The 17,866-nt window shown below is 45.8% G+C and carries 14 protein-coding genes and 1 pseudogene; 2 read left to right on the forward strand and 13 right to left on the reverse strand.

The window, feature by feature from the left end; genetic code table 11:
• Window positions 1-137: 137 nt before the first annotated feature.
• The 4 genes from PAV_RS25510 to PAV_RS25525 form a co-directional block, all read right to left on the reverse strand.
• Window positions 138-2,012 (reverse strand): ABC transporter ATP-binding protein, encoded by a 1,875-nt coding sequence (locus tag PAV_RS25510; RefSeq protein ID WP_005550928.1) that lies wholly within the window; start codon window positions 2,010-2,012, stop codon window positions 138-140.
• Complete coding sequence (locus PAV_RS25515) at window positions 2,009-3,736, reverse strand: ABC transporter ATP-binding protein (RefSeq protein WP_005550929.1); 1,728 nt, start codon at window positions 3,734-3,736, stop codon at window positions 2,009-2,011. The genes PAV_RS25510 and PAV_RS25515 overlap by 4 nt, the downstream gene beginning before the upstream one ends.
• A gap of 31 nt (window positions 3,737-3,767) precedes the next feature.
• Window positions 3,768-4,226, reverse strand: a complete 459-nt coding sequence (locus PAV_RS25520) for a MarR family winged helix-turn-helix transcriptional regulator (RefSeq protein WP_005550930.1) — start codon at window positions 4,224-4,226, stop codon at window positions 3,768-3,770.
• Window positions 4,227-4,481: 255 nt separating this feature from the next.
• On the reverse strand, window positions 4,482-5,183 hold the full coding sequence (locus PAV_RS25525) for a CPBP family intramembrane glutamic endopeptidase (RefSeq protein WP_005550931.1): 702 nt from the start codon (window positions 5,181-5,183) through the stop codon (window positions 4,482-4,484).
• A gap of 87 nt (window positions 5,184-5,270) precedes the next feature.
• Between PAV_RS25525 and PAV_RS25530 the strand changes: the two genes are divergently transcribed.
• Window positions 5,271-6,017 carry a MerR family transcriptional regulator gene (locus tag PAV_RS25530; protein WP_005550932.1) on the forward strand — a complete coding sequence of 249 codons (747 nt, stop codon included), beginning with the start codon at window positions 5,271-5,273 and terminating at the stop codon, window positions 6,015-6,017.
• 161 nt (window positions 6,018-6,178) lie between these two features.
• On the opposite strand, the gene PAV_RS25535 is transcribed toward PAV_RS25530, so the two are convergent.
• The 5 genes from PAV_RS25535 to PAV_RS25555 form a co-directional block, all read right to left on the reverse strand.
• A complete protein-coding gene (locus PAV_RS25535; RefSeq protein WP_005550933.1) occupies window positions 6,179-6,790 on the reverse strand; it encodes an RNA ligase family protein in 612 nt (203 codons plus the stop codon).
• Between the two features lie 36 nt (window positions 6,791-6,826).
• Entirely contained in the window at window positions 6,827-7,786 is a 960-nt protein-coding gene (locus PAV_RS25540; RefSeq protein WP_005550934.1) for an AAA family ATPase, read from the reverse strand.
• Between the two features lie 50 nt (window positions 7,787-7,836).
• The gene (locus tag PAV_RS25545) at window positions 7,837-8,415 is read right to left on the reverse strand and encodes a DNA-3-methyladenine glycosylase I (RefSeq protein ID WP_005550935.1); all 579 of its coding nucleotides are present in this window, start codon (window positions 8,413-8,415) and stop codon (window positions 7,837-7,839) included.
• A 155-nt stretch (window positions 8,416-8,570) separates the two neighbouring features.
• The gene (locus PAV_RS25550) at window positions 8,571-9,872 is read right to left on the reverse strand and encodes a WD40 repeat domain-containing protein (RefSeq protein WP_005550936.1); all 1,302 of its coding nucleotides are present in this window, start codon (window positions 9,870-9,872) and stop codon (window positions 8,571-8,573) included.
• Window positions 9,873-9,914: 42 nt separating this feature from the next.
• Window positions 9,915-10,976 carry a suppressor of fused domain protein gene (locus PAV_RS25555; RefSeq protein ID WP_005550937.1) on the reverse strand — a complete coding sequence of 354 codons (1,062 nt, stop codon included), beginning with the start codon at window positions 10,974-10,976 and terminating at the stop codon, window positions 9,915-9,917.
• Between the two features lie 249 nt (window positions 10,977-11,225).
• On the opposite strand from PAV_RS25555, the gene PAV_RS25560 reads away from it, so the two are divergent.
• Complete coding sequence (locus tag PAV_RS25560; RefSeq protein WP_005550938.1) at window positions 11,226-12,227, forward strand: cation diffusion facilitator family transporter; 1,002 nt, start codon at window positions 11,226-11,228, stop codon at window positions 12,225-12,227.
• A 122-nt stretch (window positions 12,228-12,349) separates the two neighbouring features.
• Here the strand turns inward: PAV_RS25560 and PAV_RS25565 are convergent, their stop codons facing one another.
• From PAV_RS25565 to PAV_RS25580, 4 genes and pseudogenes are all read right to left on the reverse strand, one after another.
• Entirely contained in the window at window positions 12,350-13,831 is a 1,482-nt protein-coding gene (locus tag PAV_RS25565) for an MBL fold metallo-hydrolase (RefSeq protein ID WP_005550939.1), read from the reverse strand.
• 115 nt (window positions 13,832-13,946) lie between these two features.
• Window positions 13,947-15,145 (reverse strand): annotated as a pseudogene (locus tag PAV_RS25570) (NAD(P)/FAD-dependent oxidoreductase).
• 705 nt (window positions 15,146-15,850) lie between these two features.
• Window positions 15,851-17,071 carry an MFS transporter gene (locus PAV_RS25575; RefSeq protein WP_005550942.1) on the reverse strand — a complete coding sequence of 407 codons (1,221 nt, stop codon included), beginning with the start codon at window positions 17,069-17,071 and terminating at the stop codon, window positions 15,851-15,853.
• Window positions 17,068-17,841 (reverse strand): DeoR/GlpR family DNA-binding transcription regulator, encoded by a 774-nt coding sequence (locus PAV_RS25580; RefSeq protein WP_005550943.1) that lies wholly within the window; start codon window positions 17,839-17,841, stop codon window positions 17,068-17,070. Before PAV_RS25580 ends, PAV_RS25575 begins: the two co-directional genes overlap by 4 nt.
• Window positions 17,842-17,866 lie beyond the last annotated feature (25 nt).

Genomic DNA, 17,866 nt, shown 5'->3' on the forward strand with positions numbered 1-17,866 from the left:
TAAAAACCAGCTACTATCATGACAAGATAATAGCTGGTTTTTTGTCGCGGTTCAAAATAAGGCAACCACATTAAGTTATAAGAAAAATAGCCCGAGCAACGAGATCCTTCAAGGATTTGTATGCTCGGACTATCGTGTTAAATTGCTTCTGGTGTTGTCGCCTCAAATTGACTATTATAAAGATCAGCATAGAAGCCTTTTTGTTTAAGCAGCTCATCATGAGTACCTTGCTCAAGCACAGTACCTTTGTTCATAACGAGAATAAGGTCTGCATTTCGGATCGTCGACAAACGATGGGCAATCACGAAGCTCGTTCTCCCCTTCATCAGTTCGTTCATCGCTTTTTGGATTTGAACTTCAGTACGAGTATCGACGCTGCTTGTTGCTTCATCCAATATGAGAATGGATGGGTTCGCAAGAATCGCGCGAGCTATCGTGAGAAGCTGCTTCTGGCCTTGCGAGATGTTGGATGCTTCTTCGTTCAAAACCGTATCATAGCCCTTTGGAAGCGTCCGGATAAAGTGATCGGCGTGTGCAGCCTTGGCCGCCCGTATGATTTCTGCCTCCGAAGCCCCTTTTCGACCATACGCAATATTATCGCGTATAGTGCCATTGAAAAGCCAAGTATCTTGAAGCACCATGCCGAACATCGACCGCAGGCGGCTGCGTTCCATGTCGGTTATATCCACGCCATCGATCTTGATGGCACCGCCATTGATTTCATAGAAACGCATCAATAAATTAATGAGTGTCGTCTTGCCAGCGCCTGTTGGGCCTACAATCGCAATCATCTGACCTGGCTTCACGTGAATATTCATGTCAGTAATAAGCAGTTCATCTTCTTTATAACCAAATTGTACATGTTCGAAGTCCACTTGTCCGACTGGATGTGCAATTTCGAGTGGCTTCGCTGCTTCTGGAACCTCTTCTACCTCATCAAGCACTTCGAACACCCGCTCGGCCGACGCAATCGTCGATTGAATGACGTTTGCAATGTTGGCTGTTTGCGCAATTGGTTGCGTGAATTGTCGTGCGTATTGAATGAATGCTTGAATATCACCGATTTCAATGGATTTCTTTGTAACGAGCAATCCGCCAACCACACAAATCAGCACATAGCCGATATTTCCGATGAAGTTCATGAGCGGCATAATCATACCCGAAATGAATTGTGCCTTCCAACCTGATTCGTACAAGCGTTCATTAACCTCGTTAAATTCTTCGAGCGACTTCTCTTCATGACCAAAAGCTTTCACAATATTATGGCCCGTATACATTTCTTCCACATGACCGTTCAGCTCACCAAGTGATTTTTGCTGACTCATAAAATGCTTCTGAGATCTTGAGGCAACCATTTTAATGACGATCGCACTCAGCGGCAATGTAAGCATACAGATAAGGGTTAACAGCGGGCTAATGGTTAACATCATCACGATTACACCAATAATCGTAATAATCGAAGTAATTAACTGCGTTAAACTTTGCTGCAGCGTTGTACTGATATTATCAACATCATTCGTAACTCTGCTTAATATCTCACCGTGTGTTCGAGCATCAAAGTATTTGAGAGGCAAACGGTTCAGCTTATCATTGACTTGCTTCCGCATATCAAATACGATTTTCTGCGCTACGCCTGCCATTACATATTGTTGAATATAACTGAAGAATGCACTGAACAAGTAGAGGCCAACGAGCAACAGCAGGATATTGTTAATAAAGTCAAAGTCCATGACGGCTGGGAGCCCGTTGAATTTCGCCATTGTAAATTCAAACAGCTTAGTTGTTGCTTTACCCATAATTTTAGGACTGACAATCGAGAAAATGGTGCTGCAAATTGCCATTACAAATATGATAATCAGCTTCGTTCGGCTAGGTTTTAAATAACCGAGCAGCCGTTTTAATGTGCCTTTAAAATCCTTAGCCTTATCGCCAGGCATCATCATACCTGGACCCATAGGACCACCGCCGCCATGCTTGCGGCCTGCTTGTGCTGATTTGTTTCGCTCACTCATGCGATCTCCTCCTCTGACAGCTGTGAGGATACAATCTCACGGTATACTTCGCTGGATTCCAACAGTTCTTGATGTGTGCCGATATCTGCGATTCGTCCTTCCTCCAGCACAATGATTCGATCTGCGTTCTTTACCGTACTTACACGCTGGGCAACGATAATGACGGTAGCTGTCGTTGTTTCACTCTTCAATGCAGCCCGCAGCTTGGCATCCGTCTTAAAGTCCAATGCTGAGAAGCTGTCATCGAAGATATAAATCTCCGGCTTACGGATTAATGCGCGCGCAATGGATAAGCGCTGCTTCTGGCCGCCTGATACGTTTGTTCCCCCTTGGGAAATCGGTGATTCATACCCATCAGGCATTGCTGCAATGAAGTCAGCAGCTTGAGCAACCTCTGCTGCATGCTGAATCTCTTTAACAGTAGCATCTTGCTTGCCATAACGGATATTATCTGTAATCGTGCCTGAGAATAGTACAGCCTTCTGCGGCACATAACCAATTTTCTCGCGCAAGTCCTCTTGCGACAGCTCTCTAATGTCTATTCCATCAATAAGAACTCGACCGCTGTCTACATCGTAAAAGCGTGGAATCAGATTCAGCAGTGTTGATTTTCCGGAACCTGTACCGCCAATAATCGCCGTTGTCTCTCCAGGACGTGCGCTGAAAGAAATATTGGATAAAGCCGGATTCTCTGCACCCGGATAACTGAACGTCACGCGATCAAACTCAATATAGCCGCGAAGTCCTTCTGCTTTCTTGACATGCTCTTGATCGCGAATGACAGGCTCCATGTCAAGAACTTCGTTAATTCGAGTGGCTGATGCAGAGGCGCGCGGTATCATAACAAAGATGATCGATACCATGACAAGGGAGAACATAATTTGAGCCGCATACTGAATGAATGCCATCAAATCGCCGACCTGCATGCTGCCTGCATGGATTCGATCTGTACCGAACCATATAATCGCAAGCGTCGAAAAGTTAAAGGCAAGCATAATGACAGGCATCAGTGATGCCATAATGCGGTTCACCTTGACCGCAGTTTGCGTCAGGTCTGTATTGGCTTCATTGAAACGATCCTTTTCGTGCTCCGTCCGATTAAATGAACGAATAACCCGAATGCCAATCAAGCTTTCACGCAGCACTTGGTTCAGCTTATCGAGCTTCTTCTGCTGTGCCTTAAAGAGCGGTATCCCTTTACTGGCTACTAAATAGATTGCTAGGGCCAAGATTGGAATGACAACGGCCAGCACCAACGTAAGCTTGGCATCCTTATTAACGGCCATAATAATTCCCCCGATGCACATCATCGGAGCGCTGATCATCATGCGCAGAATCATGACAAGCACCTGCTGTACTTGTGTAATGTCATTGGTTGTGCGTGTAATAAGCGAAGCTGTACCTATGTTGTCAAATTCTTGCAAGGAAAAATGCTGGACATGGTTAAATACCTTTCCGCGCATCAATTTCCCATAGCCCATAGCAACCTTGGCCGATAAGTAACTGCTCACGATTGCACAGATTGTGCCTCCGATAGCTACTGCCAGCATGAGGCCTCCAATTTTCCAAATGTACGGGACATCCCCCTTCGAAATCCCGAAATTCACTATATCAGACATAAGCGTCGGCAAATACAGCTCCGACAGCGATTGTATGAAGACAAGCGCTAATACAATGCCAATTGGGACTCGGTATGGTTTCAAATACCGAAATAATTTCATCATGCTTCCTCAACTCCATCTCCATCGTGTGACTCTATTTTTCTCTTTCTTGGCTGCGCATTTCGTAATATTCATATACTTTCTTCAATAAATCCGCAAGATGAAGGCTTTCCTCCTCACCTAGATGCTTAATCAAGCCATTAATCTGTTCCTCGAATTGTTTCTGACCTTCTTCTGTCGTCTTGTAACCTTCTTCGGTCAGTTTTACTCGAACCGCGCGCCTGTCTGCCTTATCCATAAACCTTTCGACAAGACCTTTTTTCTCTAGCATGTTCAATGTTTGCGTTACCGTAGGTGAGGTAAGCCGTAAATGACTGCCGATATCGGACACCCGCATTGCAGGCTCCCCTTCTTGAGCATGGCGCTTGATGCAGAACAGCATCATCATTTCACTGCGCTTCTTGCCAGCGTTCATTCGCTGATTCCATTCTGCCTTATTGAATCGCATAAACGATTGGACAAGCTTATAAGCCGTCGTATCTGGATCAAACATTTCCGCATCACCTCATCGTTTCTAGAACATATGTCCAAGTCTCGTCTCTATATTAGATCATCTAACTATTAGGCATTCAAATAATTAGGTTATCTATCTATTTATTTTACCATTGAATTATATACCTCTAAAATATCTGTGTCAAATTGATCTCACCCTGTCTTTATAAGTATTCTGTCAGCAGAAAATGCAAAAAAAGACAACTACGTCCAGAACGAAGTTGTCTAATGATTGCAGGATTATGGTAACCATCATTTACCCAGTCACCGTTAATAGAACACCAATCGTATTCGTAAAGCTATGGACAAGGATAGCGGGCACAACAGAACCCGTTCGTTCGTAAGCCCAAGCGAAAATGACTCCGCCAATGAAATTAACGGGCATAGCATTGGTCGTTGGGTAGTGCGCTGCTGTAAAGATCAACGCGCTAATAAGGATTGCTCCCCCCATTCCAACACGTGTCCGAAGCCAACGATAGATGAAGCCGCGATAAAAGATTTCCTCATATACAGGCGAAATAATCCCTGCCGATACAATACCAAGGAATAACGTAAATAATGTGACATTTTGCTTGAGACTCTCCGTTTTGCTGTTTTCCACCGTATTCCCAAGCAGGCTGGTTAGATAAACTGCAGCCAAGCTGAATATGATAAGTAACAAGATCCAGCCTATGATTTTCCACCAAACTCTAGCAGGAAATGCTCTAACACCTACATCTACCCAAGACAGAGACTTTGGTCGCAAAGCAATAAAATAGGTACCCAGTATTAATGTAATCGCAATGGTGAGACCCGTTAGCGTCCCGGCATATAGCGTATTATCAAACCATTCGACGTACAACTGCTGAAGCGGATATTTAATCACAACAATTACAAATACGAATTCAAGTGCCAGTAAAGCTAGCATTTCGCGCCAAGTCCAAGGATCACTTTTCTTCCACATCTCTGTTATCTTCAAACTTCATCCCTCAATCCTCTGTGTTATAATCCAACTATATTAGGTGACGTTACGTAACCTGCAAGCACTTTTTTCAGGAGGACTGACATGAATCGTTGGACAACAGGACAGGTTTCGAAGATGAGAAATGTATCCGTACGAACATTGCGTTATTATGATGACATTGGTCTGCTTACGCCGAGTCAAAAGGAAGACAACGGTCGACGCTACTATTCGGAGACAGATTTATTTACACTTGAGAAGATCACGCTTTTGAAGTCATTGTCGCTTCCGCTGGAGGATATTCAGCAATTGATAGACAAGCTCTCTTACCGCCATATCTTAACTGCACATTATAACCTTCTTCAGGAGCAGTTAACATCGCTGCAGACGAGCATTTCCAATACAGCCACTCTCATACATATGATTGATATAGAAGGAGATCTTTCTTGGGAGAAGGTATCGAATCTTGTGCAAAACGCGCCTGCAAATTCGAAGCAGTGGATGGATTATTTCGAAGAGGAAGAAAGCGAATTATTGCGCCGTACACTACCTAATCTCGGCAACAGCGACCCGTTAACTCAACAGTATGCGTCCTTGCTGCGGCGGATTGAATGGTGCATCCAACAGTCTATCCTGCCAGAATCCGATGAAGGCTATAAAATTGCAAACGAGATGCATGAGCTGTCGATGATCACATTTGATGGTGATGAGGAGTTAATCGAAAAGTTCTGGGAAGTAAGGAAACGTCCAGTCAGTGAGACGGGGTTATTTCCGATATCCGACGAGGTATTGGAGTTTGTAGAAAGAAGCACAGCGTATGCCCTGGAGCAAGAAAAAGCAGAGATAAAATAATATAGGAAATCTACGCCAGCTGCATGCCGTGTTACGGAGGTTAAGCTGGTTTTTTGCTGTGATCTTATGTATTTCTGCTTCTGATGGGTACTTCCATTATGGATTACATGATTCCCATTCCTTTCTTGTAGTCATTTATCGTATAAAAATCGCAAAATCGATTATCGGATTATGAGTCTATTTGGTTCGATTGGCTTGCTTAACCAGTGCTCATCGGTTTGCACATGATTGCGACGGACAAACTTTGCCACGCTGTCCTTGAATGCATCATATTGAAATGCTGACGTAAGCCGGACAACATAGCCCTCCTGTTCCCCACCGCAGCGCGATTGCATCGTATAGCATTTTTTAGCAGCCTCTTCATCCCATACTCCCCGATACAGCACCGGAACGACAGCAAGCTGAAGCTTATCAGCCCATTCGAGAGTATCATCCCACGATAGGCATATGTTCTGCTCATTCCATACGGAGAACAGCAAGAAATAACTCGGCAAATCCGTATAGTATAGCGAATGCTTCGCGTACACATTTTCACCGCACAATCGATAGCCTTCCGGGATCAGATATTGAATTCCACCATGCAGCATTTTAACAATGTGCCGAGACGGATGATCCTTACTGTCCAGTGAACGAGCATGGATACCATTCGTATACATCGTCGTATTCTCCCCATCCATCTTTTCTGTAACGACAACCTCGCGCCCGATAAAATGATTCGTATTCCGCAATATTTTATCGTCATTCGTATAGCTTCTCGACCATGGAAGGTGCATCGTTTTGGATATTTGATTTTCACTTCGGTCACCTCCTTATTTCGCGAAAGTGTCGGCTTCCGCAAAAAAATACAATTGGGCCAGCATTTCCTCGCCTAGCAAATGATAAATATGGGATGCTCCGGCATCCCCGCCATGCAGGATCTCCATATGGAAGCTGACTAAATTAACGACCTGCAGGATAAGCTCCTCTTCGTACCCCATTTGCTTCAAAACATGGCACGCGATCACGGCAGATACATGTTCATGTCCATAATAAGAGTAGTATCCCCGGCTTTGCTTCCACACCTTGCAGAATGGCTTACCTGCATCATGAAACAGTGCTGCAAGCTGCATAGCCAGCATGTTGTCCCCTTCATAACATACACGCACATATTCAAGCACCGCATAGGTATGCTCAGACAGTGTTTTCGAATGATGCGGGTTCTGCTGGTCATACCCTACCATCAATTGAAAATGTGGGGATTTGGACAAGTATGCAAACATCTCGTCATGATCAGAATTGTCAGCCAGCAGCTGTTCCAGCTCCGACCGCGCAAGCAAAACTTCAGATGGTGCATGCACAATATGAATCTGTTGGAAGCCTTCGCCAATAACCGGAAACTCAAAATGCTTGGCAAACTTGGACAAAACAGCTTCGTCGATTTTGCGCTTTCTTGATTGTGCCCGCTGGATAGCGATATCATAGGGCGTGCTGCACACATGGCATTCAACCGGAAACTCCTTGAACCGCTTCAGAAACTTCAGTCTGCGGTCGCGGTTAACATTGGTTGCGTCAAACACAACATTGCGTCCTGAAGCCAATGCCTGCTCGATTTGGGCAAACGCTTCATCAAATACGAAATACGTATTTTTTTGCTTCGCCTCGTCTCCAAACAGCCTCTGACGAATGGAATCGGTTGCTACATGAATAGCCTTGTGCTGCTTGCAAAGCTCCTTGGCGTAGTGGCTTTTCCCGCTGCCCGGTATGCCAGCCAGCATGTGAATCGAACTCATCGATTTCTCACCTCCTTTCAAGCCGAAAACATAACAGCTGTACGCAGAGTCTATGATTGAATCGTTTGATGCGACCGATGGCAGAAGCATTCCAACGTATGATCATTCACCATGCCGACCGCCTGCATGAATGAATAACAAATCGTGCTCCCTACGAATGAAAAGCCGTCTTTCTTTAGCGTCTTGCTCATTCTATCGCTGATGGCGGTTGTAACCGGAACCTCCTTGATGGTTGCCCAATGGTTCACAATGGGCTGGTTATCTACGAAACCCCATATGTAATTGGAGAAGGAGCCGTAATCTTTCTGGACTTGCAAAAAGGCGCGTGCGTTTTTAACAACGCTTTGAATTTTCAATTTGTTGCGTACGATACCTGTATCATCAAGCAAGGATTGCAGTTTGCTCTCCGTATACTGAACGATTTTCTCCGCCTCGAATTGATCGAATGCTTCACGGTAGTTGTCTCTCTTCTGTAAAATTGTCCACCAACTGAGCCCTGCCTGCGCACCTTCCAAGCACAGCATTTCAAATAACTTGCGGTCGTCGTATATGGGAACCCCCCACTCTTTGTCATGATAGTCCACATATAAAGGCTCATTCTCTTTTACCCATGCGCAGCGTTTGCTCATCGTAGACCTTCCTTCTTTAATAAGAAATTTAACATATTGATTTTATTCGGAAAAAATATAGCAAGTTCGAATACTTCCTCAGTGAAAAACAGGTATTCCATTTTGTCTGCAATCTTCATTGTCAAATCAGCTTAGTTCTCTGTGCCGTACGCCTACTACCAGCGCAGAGGCTCTTCATCCCGCCACAAAATCCAGCGGTCAACCTCTACAATATTCGCAGTACCGATACTATAAGCACTTTTCTCTCCGCTCTTTAAATCTATGAGATGAAGCATACCTCCGTATGTACCTACCGCTAATCGAGATTCATCTGGCGAAGCGACAATACCGTATAATGTGCTGCCGACAAAATATCGCCAAATCTCCTTGCCTGTGCTGTCTATTTTGCGCAAATATCCATAGGCATCACCTAAAATATGCCCGTCTGACAATGCGGCAGCAGCATATACGCGCATCTCATCATTCATAAGCGGCCATTCGTATTCTGTCTCAGGTCGGTGCTGTCCAATGTTATCAAGCGGAACTTGTATCGTTGCCCCATTATAGAAATGACATGCATTGTACCAAACTGCACGGCTATCCTTAGCGAACAACGCATAATGAGGATAACTGGATTGCGGCTCGAACGTATGCACCGTTCCACTCGCAACATCTCGCAATAGATGCTCACTACACTGACTGCCGTACGCCAGCCAGCGTCCATCAGGCGATACAACGCCGTGAGCCATATCGATGTGTGTATCCTCGTAATCATATTCCTGTATATCAGCAAGCTCAGGATGCAGCAGCACAACATCATCTTTTTGGATCAAATAGATGCCGTAATCTGTAACGAGAAGAAGCCGTGTTCCGTTGTCAAACGGAATCGCCTCCACAATGTGGCTTGCTGGATGCTCTGAGTCGGCAAGAGATTCCCAATCAGGCAGAATGGCTTTAATGCTTTGCTGAATGTCTTTCCAAGACCATGCGGCAATCTCTTCGCACTCTTCCAAGCTTGAGACTGTTCCCCGTTTTGTATGTATTCCATGTTCCGTTATAAGCGCAAAATCGTTTCCATCCGAAGAGCAGCCCACATGAACTAGGTTTGAAAGCTCTGTAATGCGATCCTTCTGGATGATAAATATGTTTCCGCCATTTGTACTAACAAGAACAGTTCCATCGTTCAAGCAGACAATGGGTTTAACAGCCTGCTGCTTTTCCTGAAAAGCAGATGTAATTGGCCACGATGCTGGCGGAATCTCCTGCCGCAGCCGTTCGGTATCGCCTGTCCGATTGGCAGCCCTTATCATATCAACGATGTCAGCCGCCATGCTCGAACGCTGATCTTCCCCAGGCTCTTGTTGTGCCTGCTCACAGTTGCTTTCCATTCCGATGCGCACGAATTCATTAATTTCTGCGGCATATCGTTTGCCCTCCGCACGCCACTTCATCGCAATCTCTTCTTTTAACCAGCTCAATGTCGGATTCTCCCCTTGTGCATTGTATCTTTTGTGCCTGCCTTATCCAATAACCTCAACGACGTTGCCTTCTTGATCCTTAATTTCTGTTTTTTCGATCTGAACGACAATACCTTGCACAGACGCAAGTTCAATAACGCCTGCCTTCGGCTCCAGCTTAGCGCTTAGTTCAGCAGCCGTACGATCATCTACGAACAACTGAATTTCATCTTCTATCGTTTCATATGAGGTATGATCGCTGGACTTTATCACGATTCGAACTTCTGATCCTACCAATGTGAATTCTTTACGCTTTAGTACCCGACCCTGTATCAGCTTTCCGATAATAGCGGCTTGTTTCGCCCCGATAAGAAGCTTAGCCGGCTTCTTGCTCAGCCAGCCATTCTTTCCAGATTCCCATCCTAATTGCTGTACGAATAAGAATCCCGTATTCGAGCCTTCTTCCTGCATGCCGCGTTCGACAGCTTTTACAATTTCAGGTACGCGAAGAAGCGAATCCCGATCTAGATTCGTTATGTAATAAGGCAGATGCGATTGGGAAGCGTTCAGTAGGCCGAGTGTATTCCAAGCTTGCATAGCTTCAAGTTCATCTTTTGTTATCCCTACCATCTGGATGAACTCCATCCTGCCATTCGGGGTATCAATTGCAGGCAATTCGAGATCCTGCATGAAAGCTAGGGCCGTTAATTGTGTATCTGAACCTAAGCATATCGGGCCGTTGGCATCCAAATAATCGCCGGAGCGAAATACATTGCCGGAGTTGAATACGTATCTGCCCATATTTTGCAGCAGATTGAGCGCCCATGCGGGAGGTTCCTCTTCCTCGGGCTGCCTGGCAAGTCTGAACGTGAGCTCAAACCCGTAACCGCTATATGCAGCGTGATCTGATTCCTTATCATAAAGCTCTGAAAATCCATAGGTTATAAAATGCCAATGCGGGTATGGTGAATCCGCTTTGTATGCACTTATTCCGTCCAAAGGATCATCACCGCCCAATGCATACGGAATCATTGTTCCATAATGCTTTGGTTCTTGTTTGCCATAAATTTTTGCTAACGCATGATCAATTGCATCCCAACCGGCGGTGCTTGTCTCTTCGCTCATGTGTCGTCTCCTCCCGCGCTTTTTCCATTTTATGATGTAGCTATAACGAAAAAACAAATCTCAACCGAAGCGAAATTCTATCAATCTCCTACCTTGGTAATTATATCAACGATAGATGCAAAAATGAAATCTCGAAACTTTTTTTAATTTAGCCGTATTAATAATTGATTGCATAAAGCTTCTTGTAATAAAATAAGTAAGCTTAGTCAACAATTTCATTTAACTTATTCATGATCTTAGGAGGAAGCAATGGATCCCGAACCGGAACGAGAAACAGTATTAGAACTTATTAAGAAAGGAAACAAGTCTTCTGCAATTGCGATGATTGGCAATGCCTTTATTGCAGCTGCGAAAGGCGTAGGCGCTGCGATGAGCGGCAGTGGTGCGATGTTCGCATCTTCCATGCACTCATTGGCGGATAGTGTGAATCAAGGCTTCGTATTTGTCGGCAGCGTGCTATCTGAAAAGAAGCCTACTCGGCAATTCCCTACTGGGTTCGGTCGAGTCATTAATATTTTTTGCATGGTGGCCGTTATCGTCGTTACGATTATGGCCTATGAAACTGTGCGCGAAGGCTGGCATTTAATCCAGCATCCCGCGCAAACAAGCAGCAGTGCATTTTGGATCAATATCGCTGCATTGATTTTTAATCTTGCGGTTGACGGTGCAATCCTATTGAAAGCAATGAAGGAAATTACCAAGGAAGCTAGAGTTGAAACGCGCGGCTTGGGATTTATCCCGGCATCCTTTAAGCACGTTGGACGCTCTGCACCGCCTACCCGGTTGGTTTTTTACGAGGATTTAGTGGCGGTATCGGGTGCTCTTCTAGCCATGATTGCCGTAGTCATTACATCCATGACGGCATTCAAGGCGTTGGATGGCGTAGTAACGATTCTGATCGGCTTTTTAATGGTTGGTGTTGCTTTTCGCGTCGGGTATGACAACATGGTCGGACTTATCGGCGTGGCGGCTCCTCGCGATGTAGCTGAGAAGGTGGCGCTCATTATTCTTTCCGATCAGGATGTAACCGATATTAACGATCTGCGAATTACACAAGAAGGACGTTACTATCACGTAGATGCCATGATAGAAACGCGCAAGGGCTTATCATTAGCCGATGCTGACGATATCATATTCCGCGTTCAAGATAAACTAATTGCCGATCCCGATATTACGGACGTTGTAATCGGAATTATTGAAGACAACGGGGTAAGGGACTGGACGCCGGAAGCGTTGAACGAATTCGCATAATTTCACATAAAACAAGAGCGGCATGGCTCAAGATGATTCTTGATCCTGCCGCTCTTTTTAGTAAGCTAGATGTTAGCTAGAACGAATATCGCTGTAGATTGCTCTCCCTAGCCGAAAACTTATCAGTTGCCATTACTTTCTCCAAGTCGAACGAGCGGCTTCTCTGTCGGAAGTCCTTCTTCCTTCCATCTGATGATGCCGCCCAGTAAATTCATAACATTCGAAAAGCCGTGCGCTTGCAGAATACTCGCTGCAATCGCGGAGCGCGCTCCTGTCCGGCATTGAACGAGGACTGGCTTATTAGACGGGACTTCAGGAATGCAAGCGGGCAGCGTGCCCAGTAGAATATGTTTCGCCCCAGGCAGATGCCCCTCCTCCCATTCTGCTGTTGAGCGCACATCCACTATTGTTATCTCATCCGCTCGAACCCTACCCACGATATCGGAAGGCGTGACCTCCGTGTAGGATTGTAAATCAGACAATGCGGCCTCGCCTCGCTTGTTGCTCCACATCTCTGTCGTGTTTATTGTACCCGCTATGCGATCTATTCCGATTGACCGCAAGTCCCTTAATATATTTCTGAATTGATCAGTATCGCCTATCACGTATAGAGGGCGATCATCACGAACAAGCCAGCCGGCCCATGTCGTAAAGGAACGCTGATATGGAATGTTAATTGTCCCCTTCACATGCTTCGCTGCGAATGAGGAAGATGGACGAGTATCCAGTACAATGGCTCCATTTTCCGCAAGACGGGTTATAGCCGAGATGTCGCCTTCCATCTGTTGTGGCTCAGGAAGCTGATCGAGCAGTACTGCTCCGTCTCGATTCACATGCTTCATACGCGGAAAATAGGTAGGGGGCTCAGGCTGGCCCGCCAGCAAGGCGGTAATAAAAGATTGTTCCTCATCAAACGACAAGGCCCAATTGAAGCGCTTCTCATAACCGACCGTCGAAGACGGGATTGCGCCAAGAGCCTTGCCGCATGCGCTGCCGGCTCCATGTGACGGCCATACCTGTACATATTCAGGCAGAGTCTTGAAGCGTCGCAGAGAGCGGAACATTTGCCGTGCACCTTGCTCGGCCGTACCAGCCATGCCAACTGATTTCTCCAGCAGATCTGGGCGTCCGACATCTCCTACGAAGACGAAGTCGCCTGTGAAGATGCCCATTGGGCAATCGGCTCCCTCACCCTTATCTGTCACTAAATACGACACACTTTCCGGCGTATGTCCAGGCGTGTGCAGCACCTCAAAACTAATGTTGCCAATGTGAAATTTATAGCCGTCCTTAATAATTCGGTACTTGATCTTACCGCTTCCTGTATCGTCCACGTAGCTGTATGCCCAATCCGGGCCTCCCTCGCCGGACAAATAGAGCGTAGCTCCCTGCCTCACTCCCAATTCACGCGCACCCGACACAAAATCAGCATGAATGTGGGTTTCAGCAACTGCGACAATCGCTAACCCCTCGGCTCGTGCCGCAGTACAATACGGTTCAATATCCCGAGCAGGGTCGATTACAATAGCCTCTCCTGTTGCTTGACAGCCTACGAGATACGATGCATGAGCCAGTTTCTCATCATAAAAATAACGTAGCAGCATGAAACTGCCCCTCCCTTCTATTTTGATTCCTCTAAGCAATTCTCCTATAATCAATTCCCATTTAATCAATTTTCATATAATCAATTCTCGTATGTTCGCACGTTGTACTACTTGCTCACATCCGGCCTTTGAGCATGCCGTGCCAATACATTTTTGGAAGCAGGTCTTTCTTTAGCACGTACATGCTGTACCGTTCCTTCGATTGATCGAAGGGGAACGTTTCTCGCGGTGTCAATTGATAATCGAATTCCGCCAAAATGAGACGGTTATATCCCGTTACGAGCGGACAAGAGGTGTATCCGTCATAGCTGGCATCAAGCGGTTGTCCTGCCAGCCAATTGATAATGTTGCGCGCCGCTACAGGTGCTTGCTTGCGGATAGCCGCCCCAGTCTTGGAAGTCGGCAGATTGCTGCAATCTCCAAGGGCGAACACATTTTCAAACCGCACGTGCTGAAGAGAGTGCTTATCGACTTCTACCCAACCGCCCGGGCCTGAAAGTGGACTGTTCTGAATAAATGATGGGGCGGACATGGGCGGTACGACATGCAGCATGTCATATTTCATGGTCTCTTGTTCTTTTGTATCGACATGCTCAAATACAGCTTCTCGCTTGTCAGCACGGATCTCGATCAGGTTCATTTTGTATTTGGTCGTAATCCCCTTGCGCTCCACAACTCGATCAAGCGCGGCTGCATATTTAGGAACAGCAAATATCGAAGCGTTCCCGGAAGCAAAAATAATGTTGGTTTTAGTCCTGACTCCCATCTGACGAAAAGCATCGTCAGCCAAATACATAATTTTTTGTGGCGCTCCCCCGCATTTGATAGGGGTACTTGGCTGAGTGAATATTGCATTGCCGCCACGGAATTGATGAATGGATTCCCACGTGCTATCCACGTAACGATAATCGTAGTTGCTGCATACCCCTTCTTGTCCGATGCATTCCTTGAGCCCCTTAATATGATCCCAATTCACTTGAATGCCCGCTGTGACGACGAGCGCATCATATTTGATGACTGTTCCCTCAGCAGTGACGATTTGATTCTCACTCGGTTGAAATTGGGCGACCGCTTCCTGCAGCCAGTCTGCTCCCTTAGGGATAAGCGATTGCAAGCTGCGACTTGTTGTCTCCTTTTTAACGACACCCCTCCGACCAATGTCCATAAGGGCTGGTAGTAATGATTCTTCTGCGGATCAATGATTACAATAGATCCTTGAAACGCTTTTGATTGCCGCAGCAATCGTGCCGCAACCGATAATCCGGCACTTCCAGCTCCAACAATAGCGATGGTGTAGTGAAGCTGTATAGGCATCACTTTCCCTCCCTCATTACAAGTTCTATTTACAATGAACACAAGAAAGTAATGTGTAAATGCCCAAATCGTTAGGAAATTGTTCGTAAGCGTATTCAGATATTGCACCAATGGTCAAAATATATGGCTTAAGGAGCATTGCTATGATAATGAAAAAAGCAATTCCACCTTCATTGGTCGTATCCCCGTCAAGTAGACGGTTGAAAAAGAGTTAATTTAAACGGCGATCGATTCCCGGTATTCTACCGGTGATCGGTTCCTAATTATTTCTGTAACCGATCTAGGTTATAATAGGCGACGCATTCGCGAACAAGATATTCGACCTTAGATTCTATATTTGGCTTGGCTAAGTGCAGATTTTCAGTTTTGAGATGCGAGAAAAATGATTCTATACACGCGTTATTCAAGGCGGTTTCCGCGTCTTGAGTGGCTGCTTATAAGGTTCTGACTCGTAAGTTGTTTGCATATGTTTTTGAAGTGTATGAAACCCCTGTGCGCAGTGCAGTATGTATGCGGAAATAACCGTAGAGTGGGTGTAAACAGCAGACATGAAAAATCCCCTCCGGTCAACAATGATTAATCCATGATATCATGGATTAATTTTCCATCGCCTACTACAAGGGGATAATAACACATAATCGAAGATAGGAACTGCTTTTTCTTTAAACTTTCACAAATTATCCTAAAGTGTGTAACACAACAGAATTATGATTCTTCACACAACGTTGCTTCCCGTTGTTCTTGCTTGAAATGTCCGGGACGTGCTGCCAGCCCTTGTAGCTGCTTCGAAGCGAACACAATGAGCAGCATGACAAGCATAACACCAAAAAATAGCCACATGACAGCATGTACTGACCATATATCCATCATTCTGCCGACAGCGATTGGCATGAGCGAACCGCCGAGTCCATTCGCTGCAAGCAATATGCTTGTTGTTCGCTCTGTCATACCAGGCAATGCTTTATTTGCATAAATAAGCATAATTGCGAACATGCCAGCCATGCCCAACCCTAGCAGGAAGCTAATTAGGTAGCCGACCCATGCGTGTGAGCTGAAAGGCATCAGCAGCAGTGCGAGCACACTAATGGTTGTGGACGTCCATAAGAAGCGATAATAGGTTAGCTTCTCAGCAAGAATTCCGCACATTGCACGTCCTATAACCATAGCCAGCCAATATACCGTAACCGTTAATGTTGCATCAGAGGTTGCAACACCCCATCTCTCAATAAAAATGGATGGAAAGAAGTGAACAACAGACACCTCGCTCCCCCCATAGAGCATGAAGTATAATGTGCATAAAATAAGGAAAGGAATGGACTTCCTTGAGTAAGATTTACGCTTGGGTTCAGAGCCCTTATTTACTGTGCGCGTCAACATGGCATCGACATGGCCGAACGACATCCGCTGCCAAGCGATTGCAGTAAGAAGTGCACTTATGCCGAGCAGAAGGAAAGAGTAAGTCCATATCCCGCGTGCGATTAAGAAGCTTGCCACGAATGGTATCGTCAAGGCGCCGATGCCGAAAGTAACCTCCAGCTTGCTCATCGCGATGGCTTGCTTCTCTTTGACAGCGACAAGGATAATTGTACCGATGCCTGACTCCACAAGCCCCGCTCCCGCTCCCGCAAATCCAGCTAACAAAATAACGACTGGCCATGGCGGGAGGAAAAACAGCAGCAGCTCGGCGCTAATCATCAGCAATCCGATCATTACTCCCCGCTTTCGACTGAACCTTCGAGAAATAGCTGGCATACTGAGAACGCCGAGCAGCACGCCGACAAATTGGACAAATACGAGTATTCCGCCGTCCGTATAATTCAAGCCATAGTTCAGAAGCAGTTCAGGAAGAACTGCGCCCATCATGACAAGTGTTACTCCAGTTACTATGTACGATAGACATCCCATCCAAATCAATCTGTTAATCATGGTGCACCTCTTTTGTTAGCAATGATAATTTCAACGCCTATTTCATTTACATGACGCTGCCAATCCGTATCTGGCTCACGATCTGTGACGATAAAGTCTATATCTTCTAAGCCGGCAACACGATGGAACATCGTCTTGCCGAACTTGGAGTGGTCAGCAAGGATAATGACTTGGTCTGCGTTGCGAATCACTTGCCTAATGAGATACGTCTCTTCTTCAAAGTCGGTCGTCAGTCCATTCATAGACAATCCGCAAGTGCCAAGGAACGCCTTGTCGAAGTGATAATCGCTCAACATCTCTATCGCCCGCGATCCATAAATCATGCGTTGATTATTGTCCAGTAGACCGCCAAGTAGCTGAATACGAGCCAAATTCCTTTCTGCCAACATGCCGGCCATATCAATCGAATTGGTAACGATAACATTCCGCTTCGTCTTCATGTATTCTCCCACATATCTTACCGTCGTGGATGAATCCATATATATGTAATCGTCGTCATGAAGAAGACTTGCAGCAACGTGCCCGATCATCTGCTTAGACGTCGTCTCTTTCTGCAGACGCTGACCGTAATTTGGCATCTCCTTCGATATGGTAGGCAGGACGGCACCGCCCCGTGTTCGAATGATGCAGCCTCGTTCTTCGAGCTTGATTATGTCCCTACGCGCAGTATCTCGCGATATAGACAGCAGTTCGCATACTTGTTCAACTTCAATGCGCTTGTTCCTCTTTAGGTGCTCTAAAATGGCAGCCAAGCGTTCTTCTTGAAACATGAACTCTCCCCTATCCCTTTAAGTA

Source organism: Paenibacillus alvei DSM 29 (assembly GCF_000293805.1).
GTDB lineage: Bacteria > Bacillota > Bacilli > Paenibacillales > Paenibacillaceae > Paenibacillus_B > Paenibacillus_B alvei.